At 44.1% G+C, this 6,553-nt stretch carries 6 protein-coding genes and 1 pseudogene; all 7 read left to right on the top strand.

Features of this window, described 5'->3' with window-relative positions; all coding sequences use genetic code 11:
* A pseudogene (locus VLN09_RS05215) lies at nt 1-466 on the top strand (hypothetical protein); the annotation flags it as partial.
* A 48-nt stretch (nt 467-514) separates the two neighbouring features.
* A complete protein-coding gene (locus tag VLN09_RS05210) occupies nt 515-1,354 on the top strand; it encodes an SDR family oxidoreductase (RefSeq protein ID WP_325244351.1) in 840 nt (279 codons plus the stop codon).
* An 85-nt stretch (nt 1,355-1,439) separates the two neighbouring features.
* Entirely contained in the window at nt 1,440-2,435 is a 996-nt protein-coding gene (locus tag VLN09_RS05205) for a hypothetical protein (RefSeq protein ID WP_325244349.1), read from the top strand.
* A gap of 70 nt (nt 2,436-2,505) precedes the next feature.
* Nucleotides 2,506-3,210: an orotate phosphoribosyltransferase gene (pyrE, locus tag VLN09_RS05200; protein ID WP_325244347.1), complete on the top strand. Its 705-nt coding sequence runs from the start codon at nt 2,506-2,508 to the stop codon at nt 3,208-3,210.
* Between the two features lie 102 nt (nt 3,211-3,312).
* The gene (gshB, locus tag VLN09_RS05195; RefSeq protein ID WP_325244345.1) at nt 3,313-4,284 is read left to right on the top strand and encodes a glutathione synthase; all 972 of its coding nucleotides are present in this window, start codon (nt 3,313-3,315) and stop codon (nt 4,282-4,284) included.
* Nucleotides 4,285-4,635: 351 nt separating this feature from the next.
* Complete coding sequence (gene murG, locus VLN09_RS05190; protein ID WP_325244343.1) at nt 4,636-5,721, top strand: undecaprenyldiphospho-muramoylpentapeptide beta-N-acetylglucosaminyltransferase; 1,086 nt, start codon at nt 4,636-4,638, stop codon at nt 5,719-5,721.
* 69 nt (nt 5,722-5,790) lie between these two features.
* Nucleotides 5,791-6,553: UDP-N-acetylmuramate--L-alanine ligase (locus VLN09_RS05185; RefSeq protein WP_325244341.1), on the top strand; the 763-nt coding region annotated here is incomplete at its 3' end.

Genomic DNA, 6,553 nt, shown 5'->3' with positions numbered 1-6,553 from the left:
GAGTATCGAGGCAACGCGTGTAAATGATGGCTCTCAACAAGACAGTACCGATCATCTGGTAGGGAGCCTGGGCTATGAGTCTGGTTGGTCTTGGGCGTTTGGCACGCCGAGCACTGGCACAGGCGAGATGCCACTGCAGCTTTGCTATACTTTTTTATCAGGCACGGCGCAAACTGGACGCGGTATCAATAAGGGCTTTCGTGTCGGTACAGGTGTGAACGCTGGTTGTCGTTATCAAATTAACAATCAGTTACGTGCGCAGGCTGAATTGCAACTGCCATATTGGTATCATGGCAGCAGCGACGACTCTAATGTGCGTGGTCACTATTGGCAGCCTATCTCGACTTTAGGTTTGCAATATGATATCGATAAAAAACAAGCATTACGTATCAATGCCAATTATGAATGGCAAGATCGTATCGACGCCAATGACGATGTACAGCTGTCGTATAGACGTTATTTTTAGTAGCTAACCGCACTTTAAGCGGCATATGAAAGGCAGGCAGAAGCTATGGTGGATATGCACAATATACTGATTATCGGTCAAGGTGACATTGGATTAGCAGTGACCAATAAGCTTGCTCAAGACGGTATTAACGTCACAGGACTGGCACGTCGTGAACGTCAAAATTACGCATTGAGCGATCATGCCAAATTTATGCAAGCAGATGCGTTGACGCTTAGCGCTGAGCAACTGCAAGACTTTACTCATATTGCTATCATCGTCACCCCTGATGAGTACTCAACCAATGGTTATCACAACAGCTATTTGGCGATTAACCAGCATTTAGCGGCGCTTGCTAACAAACTACCTACGCTCAAACGCATTGTTTTTATTTCTTCAACAGGAATTTATGGGCAAGATAATGGTGAATGGATTGATGAAGATACTACACCAATGTTGCCTAAACGCGAAGCATCACAGGTTATATTGCAAGCAGAGCAGGTACTGCAACAAGGTTTTGATGATAGAGCCATTATCATCCGCCCAAGTGGTATTTATGGACGCGAGCGCTTAATGCGTGTGCGTAAAGCCAAAGAGTCAGAGAAACAGCCGATAGCAGCTGGTGCGTGGACCAATCGCATTATGGACTCTGATTTGGTCAATATTGTTGTCAAGGTATTGACGATAGAGGAACCAAAGCCTATTTACATTGCAACCGATTATCTACCAGTGACTTCCTTTGCGCTGACCACTTGGCTATGTGAGCAACTGGGTGAAGCGCTGCCAACACGTGACGATAAAAATAGCGCCATGACCGGAAAGCGCCTACATAGCAATATTCCGTTAGCGTGGCTGACGTACCCTGATTGGCAAAGCGGTTATCAAGATATTTTGCTTCATCAAGATTGATAGAATCGCTATAGCACTTAAATACGTTTTCTAATATATTGTTCATGAGTGCTATTGTATAAAAGTACTTACTTAGGGAGATTTCATGACCCAGCCTTTTACTTCTGATGAGGGTTTATTCAGTGTTGATCTTGTGGCAGAGGGTCAGTTTGCAAACAATAATACGGCGCAATCAGCCGTTTTATTCAGTAGTGACCAGCCTGCGATTGTGCATCCTAATTTTGATCCGACGCAAGTGCCATTAGATCCTGCAAGACCGTTAACGGATATTCCAGAACCAGCGCGACGCTTAAATGGGCAGTTACGTCGATTATATGGCAATGCTGCCCGTTTTTATCAGCCTGATAAGGACAGCTTGTCAAAATGGTCGCTCATTGCTTCAGAGGCATTGGCAGAACATTTATCATTACTAAACGCTGCTAAATTGATAGCGCTCCCTGATAGTTTTTATCACAATCATAGCGAGCAGCCACTAATGTCGTCGTTAAATGAGATGGTTTTGCTAGATATGTCAGATATTCAACAAGCAATCCGGGCGTATCCAAGATTGAATCGTTATGGATTTTCAGAGGTTGAGAGCGGGGAGGTTGATAAAGATATTAATGCTAAAACCAAAGCGTCTGCTGCATTATCTCTGCGCACCCTGACCAAACGCTATAATCCTGATGAGCTTTTAAATAGTATATATGCTGATGACTGGCACGTAATATTGCAGCCGCAGCAGTTCGAGTTAGGCGAGGGTAGTTTAGCGACTGATACTATGGCGTGTAGCGTTGCTGTCCATGCTTTAAAGCAGTGCAGCCGCCGCAAAAGTATCAACCATAGTTATAGTGCCGCGCAAATTTGCCAACATATACGCAGCTATTTACTCAGTCAGAGTATTTGTGAGCCTGCTCAGCGACATGCCTATCGGCAAATTCAAATTTTTGCAGGGCATGTGATCATTGCCGCTCATCATTTGGGTTGGAATATTCAACTGAGTAGCGATGGTCACTGTTATTTCGACCTCTCATCACGTTGCGGTCTTTTGACCCGATATCCCAATATGCAAGATTATGATATCAATGGTTGGTCAAGTTAAGCGCCAACGCCTATAATGCGCGTCATCATAACTGTTTTTAATCTTTCTTTTTGTTCATAGGAATCCTCTAATGCCCCATGCCCAATACACTAACAATGCCCCATTTTCCTCTCATGCCTTTATTCAACTGGCTTTAGATAATCAAGTCTTAAAGTTTGGCGAGTTTGTCTTAAAGTCTGGTCGCATTAGCCCGTATTTTTTTAATGCAGGTCTGCTTGCATCAGGTGAGATGTTGTCGTTATTAGCGCGTGGTTATGCAGATGCTCTAGCTGAACAGATTGCGGCTACGAACGATGGTCAAGGTGCACAAGAATTGGTTATCTTTGGTGCCGCTTATAAGGGTATTCCCTTTGTGGCAGCAACCGCACAGGCTTTATGGCTATATCATGGCATCAATGCCAACTGGGGCTATAACCGTAAAGAAGCAAAAACGCACGGTGAAGGCGGTAATTTGGTCGGCGCTGATGTCAATGGCAAAGCCGTTTGGGTATTGGATGATGTCATTACCGCTGGTACAGCGATGCGTGAAGTGGTTGAGATTTTAGAACAAGCAGGCGCACATGTTGCTGGTATTATTGTGGCGCTTGACCGTAAGGAAAAAGGCTTAGCAGAGCGCTCGGCAATTCAGGAGCTGGCGGCAACTTTAAATGTGCCAGTGCGCGCCCTTGTTGATATTGATGATTTAATCAGCTATTTGGCAGAGACCGATAATCCGAACAAAGACGCAACCCAACTTGCAAAAATGCAGTATTATCGTGCCCATTATGGCGTATAGTTAATCGCAATTATTGCTATCTATATTTGCCTATATTGGCGTAATGATATGTGATTTTCGTGTATTTTATCTATTAATAACATCATGTAAATGAGTCTTCTTATGAGCTTAGAACAGCCAAAAAAATCTTTGAATATACTTGTAATTATGGATCCTATTGAGCAAGTTAATTATACAAAGGATACTAGCCTTGCCATGATGTGGTCGGCGCAAGATCGCGGTCACCGCCTTGGTTATTGCCAGATTTATGATTTATGGCTCGATCGTGGGCAGTTGATGGTCGATACGCAGTCTGTTACGGTCAAGCGTGATCCTGAAGATTTCTATACATTGGGTGAAAAAGAGACGAGCACAGTTAGCGATTATGATGTGATTTTGATGCGTAAAGATCCACCGTTTGATATGCGCTTTATTTATGCCACTTATATGCTTGACCATGCCAAAGCAGCAGGCGTATTGGTGGTCAATGACCCACAAGCCATTCGTGATTGTAATGAGAAATTGTTTGCGACGTGGTTTAGTGACTATATGAGCCCAACGATTGTGACCAGTAAACAGGCGCATATTCGTAAGTTTATCGATGAGCAGCAAGATGTTATTGTTAAGCCGTTAGATGGTATGGGCGGTACGGGTATATTCCGCCTGATTGCTGACAGTCCTAATATTGGCGTGACGCTTGAGATGTTAACGGAGCTTGAAACGCTGCCGATTATGGCGCAGCGTTACCTGCCAGAAATTAAAGAGGGCGATAAGCGTGTATTGATTGTTGATGGCACTGTGGTTGACTATACCTTGGCTCGTATTCCAACGAAAGGTGAAACCCGTGGGAATCTTGCCGCCGGTGGTAGCGGTGTGGCCATGCCGCTGACCGATATCGAACGTCAAGTAGCAGAAGTCGTTGCACCGATTGTCAAAGCAAAAGGTCTGATGTTCGTTGGTTTAGACCTAATCGGTGGACGCATTACGGAGATTAACGTGACCAGTCCGACCTGTGTGCGTGAGATTGATGACCAATGCGGTACAGACATTGCGACCGATTTTATCATCGCTATCGAGCGAAAACTGAAAATCTGATAGGTTGCTAAAATCGGTTACTGAGCTTGGTTGCCGATAGGAGCTGTAAGAATAGAGTAATGTAATACTTATCTACTGGCACAATGAGCAAAAATAGTTGTGCTAACATATATCGTTAAAATGTCAGGGAACTAGCGTTTTTATAACGATTTAGCGGTATTGATCAAAGCCAAGTCGCGATTACTCACGGCTTGGATTTTTGTTATTGGTCAGTCAGAAATGACTATATATCGGACCAAGATTTACACTATACTATGCGGGCTTTTAAACAGCTCTTATGACCCGATGATTAAGATAGCTATAGGACAGTAAGTCCTTCATATCAATACAAAAAAGATAGGCAGGCATCCAATGAAAACACCGCACATACTAATGATGGCTGCTGGTACTGGCGGGCATGTATTTCCAGCACTTGCAGTTAGTGAAGAACTGACTAAGCGCGGTGCGGTTATTCATTGGTTAGGCACACCAAATGGCATGGAGAATGGTCTGGTGGCACCGACTGGTTATCCTTTTCATGCGATTGAGATGCAAGGTTTGCGCGGTAAAGGAATTGGACGTCTGCTTAAGATGCCCGTGACCTTGCTGTCTGCGACTATGGCGGTTATCAAAATTATTCGTGGTAATAATATTGATATGGTTGTCGGCTTTGGTGGTTATGTTAGCGCACCCGGCGGAATTGCTGCGCGTCTGACCAAGACACCGCTTATTATCCATGAGCAAAATGCGATTGCCGGCATGAGTAACCGCTATTTGGCGAAGATGGCGACCAAAGTCTTGCAAGCATTTGAGAATACTTTTGGTAATAGTCAGCTTGATGCAAAACTTGAAACAGTCGGTAATCCAGTACGTAATGCGATTACTGGAGTCGCTGAACCTGTGGCACGTTATGATATAAATGACCACTCAGCATTAAAGCTGCTAGTGGTTGGCGGCTCACTTGGTGCACAAGTGCTAAATGAGACCGTGCCAAAAGCATTGGCATTGATAGAGAGTCCGTTTGAAGTGCGGCATCAATGTGGACGCAATAACGAAGCGGCTACGCAAGCGGCATATAATAGTGAGAATTTAAGTACGCATCAGTTTACCGTACAGCCCTTTATTGATGATATGGCAGCGGCTTATAACTGGGCAGATATTATTGTTTGCCGTGCTGGTGCCTTGACCGTTACTGAAATCCAAAATGTCGGTATTGCCGCGATTTTTGTACCATTGCCAAGTGCGGTTGATGACCATCAAACAGCGAATGCGCGGACATTGACGTTACATAAAGCAGCGATCTTATTACCGCAAAATGAATTGACGCCCAAACGCTTGAGCGAAGAGCTTGCAGCCCTTAATCGACGCGCTTGCTTAGAAATGGCAAAAAAAGGTCATGCGCTTGCCAATCGCCAAGCCTGCCAACACGTTGCTGATATTATCTGGCAAACTTTATAGATAAACAAATAAACGCCTGATATTTTTACCTCATTATATTTTATCCGTCTTATAAAAAGAGAAAACGCTATGCCTACCTCTGCTAAAGCTTTAACCAAACGTTTGATTGAAATACCAGAAATGCGCCGTATTCAGCATCTGCACTTTATCGGTATTGGTGGTTCAGGGATGTGTGGTATCGCTGAGGTCATGAATAACCAAGGCTATAAAGTAAGTGGTTCTGATATTGTTGAGAGCTTAGTGACCAAACGCTTGGCACAGATTGGTATTGATATTGCTATCGGTCATGATTCTAAAAATATTGCTAATGCGGATGTCATCGTCGTATCGTCTGCCATTGACCGTAGCAATCCTGAAGTAAAAGCAGCATTGGAAGCGCGTCTTCCTGTAGTTCGCCGTGCCGATATGCTTGGTGAGTTGATGCGTTATCGTCATGGTATCGCGGTTGCCGGTGCGCATGGTAAAACCACGACGACTAGTTTGTTGACTACTATGATGGCAGAAGGAAAGCTTGATCCTACTTATGTGATTGGCGGTAAGCTCAACGCTTCAGGTAAAAATGCTGCGCTTGGTAGCAGTCGTTTTTTAATTGCAGAAGCAGACGAATCTGATGCGTCATTCTTGTCATTACGTCCGATGGCAGCGATTGTCACCAATATCGATCAAGATCATATGGAAACCTATGGCAATAGTTTTGATAAATTAAAAGCAGCTTACATTCAGTTTTTACAAAATATGCCGTTTTATGGTTTGGCAGTGGTCTGCGGTGATGACCCTGAGCTCTATGCGATGATTGATGATATTGGACGTCCGGTATTGACCTTTGGTCTTG

The organism is Psychrobacter sp., assembly GCF_035469765.1.
GTDB lineage: Bacteria > Pseudomonadota > Gammaproteobacteria > Pseudomonadales > Moraxellaceae > Psychrobacter.
Note: the sequence above shows the minus strand (reverse complement) of the source record. Positions and strands in the feature narration are given on the sequence as shown.

Bases quoted from the DNA above. Each gene is read 5' to 3' on its own strand.
- VLN09_RS05205 (WP_325244349.1), top strand. From the start codon at position 1,440: ATGACCCAGCCTTTTACTTCTGATGAGGGTTTATTCAGTGTTGATCTT.
- pyrE (WP_325244347.1), top strand. From the start codon at position 2,506: ATGCCCCATGCCCAATACACTAACAATGCCCCATTTTCCTCTCATGCC.
- gshB (WP_325244345.1), top strand. From the start codon at position 3,313: ATGAGCTTAGAACAGCCAAAAAAATCTTTGAATATACTTGTAATTATG.
- murG (WP_325244343.1), top strand. From the start codon at position 4,636: ATGAAAACACCGCACATACTAATGATGGCTGCTGGTACTGGCGGGCAT.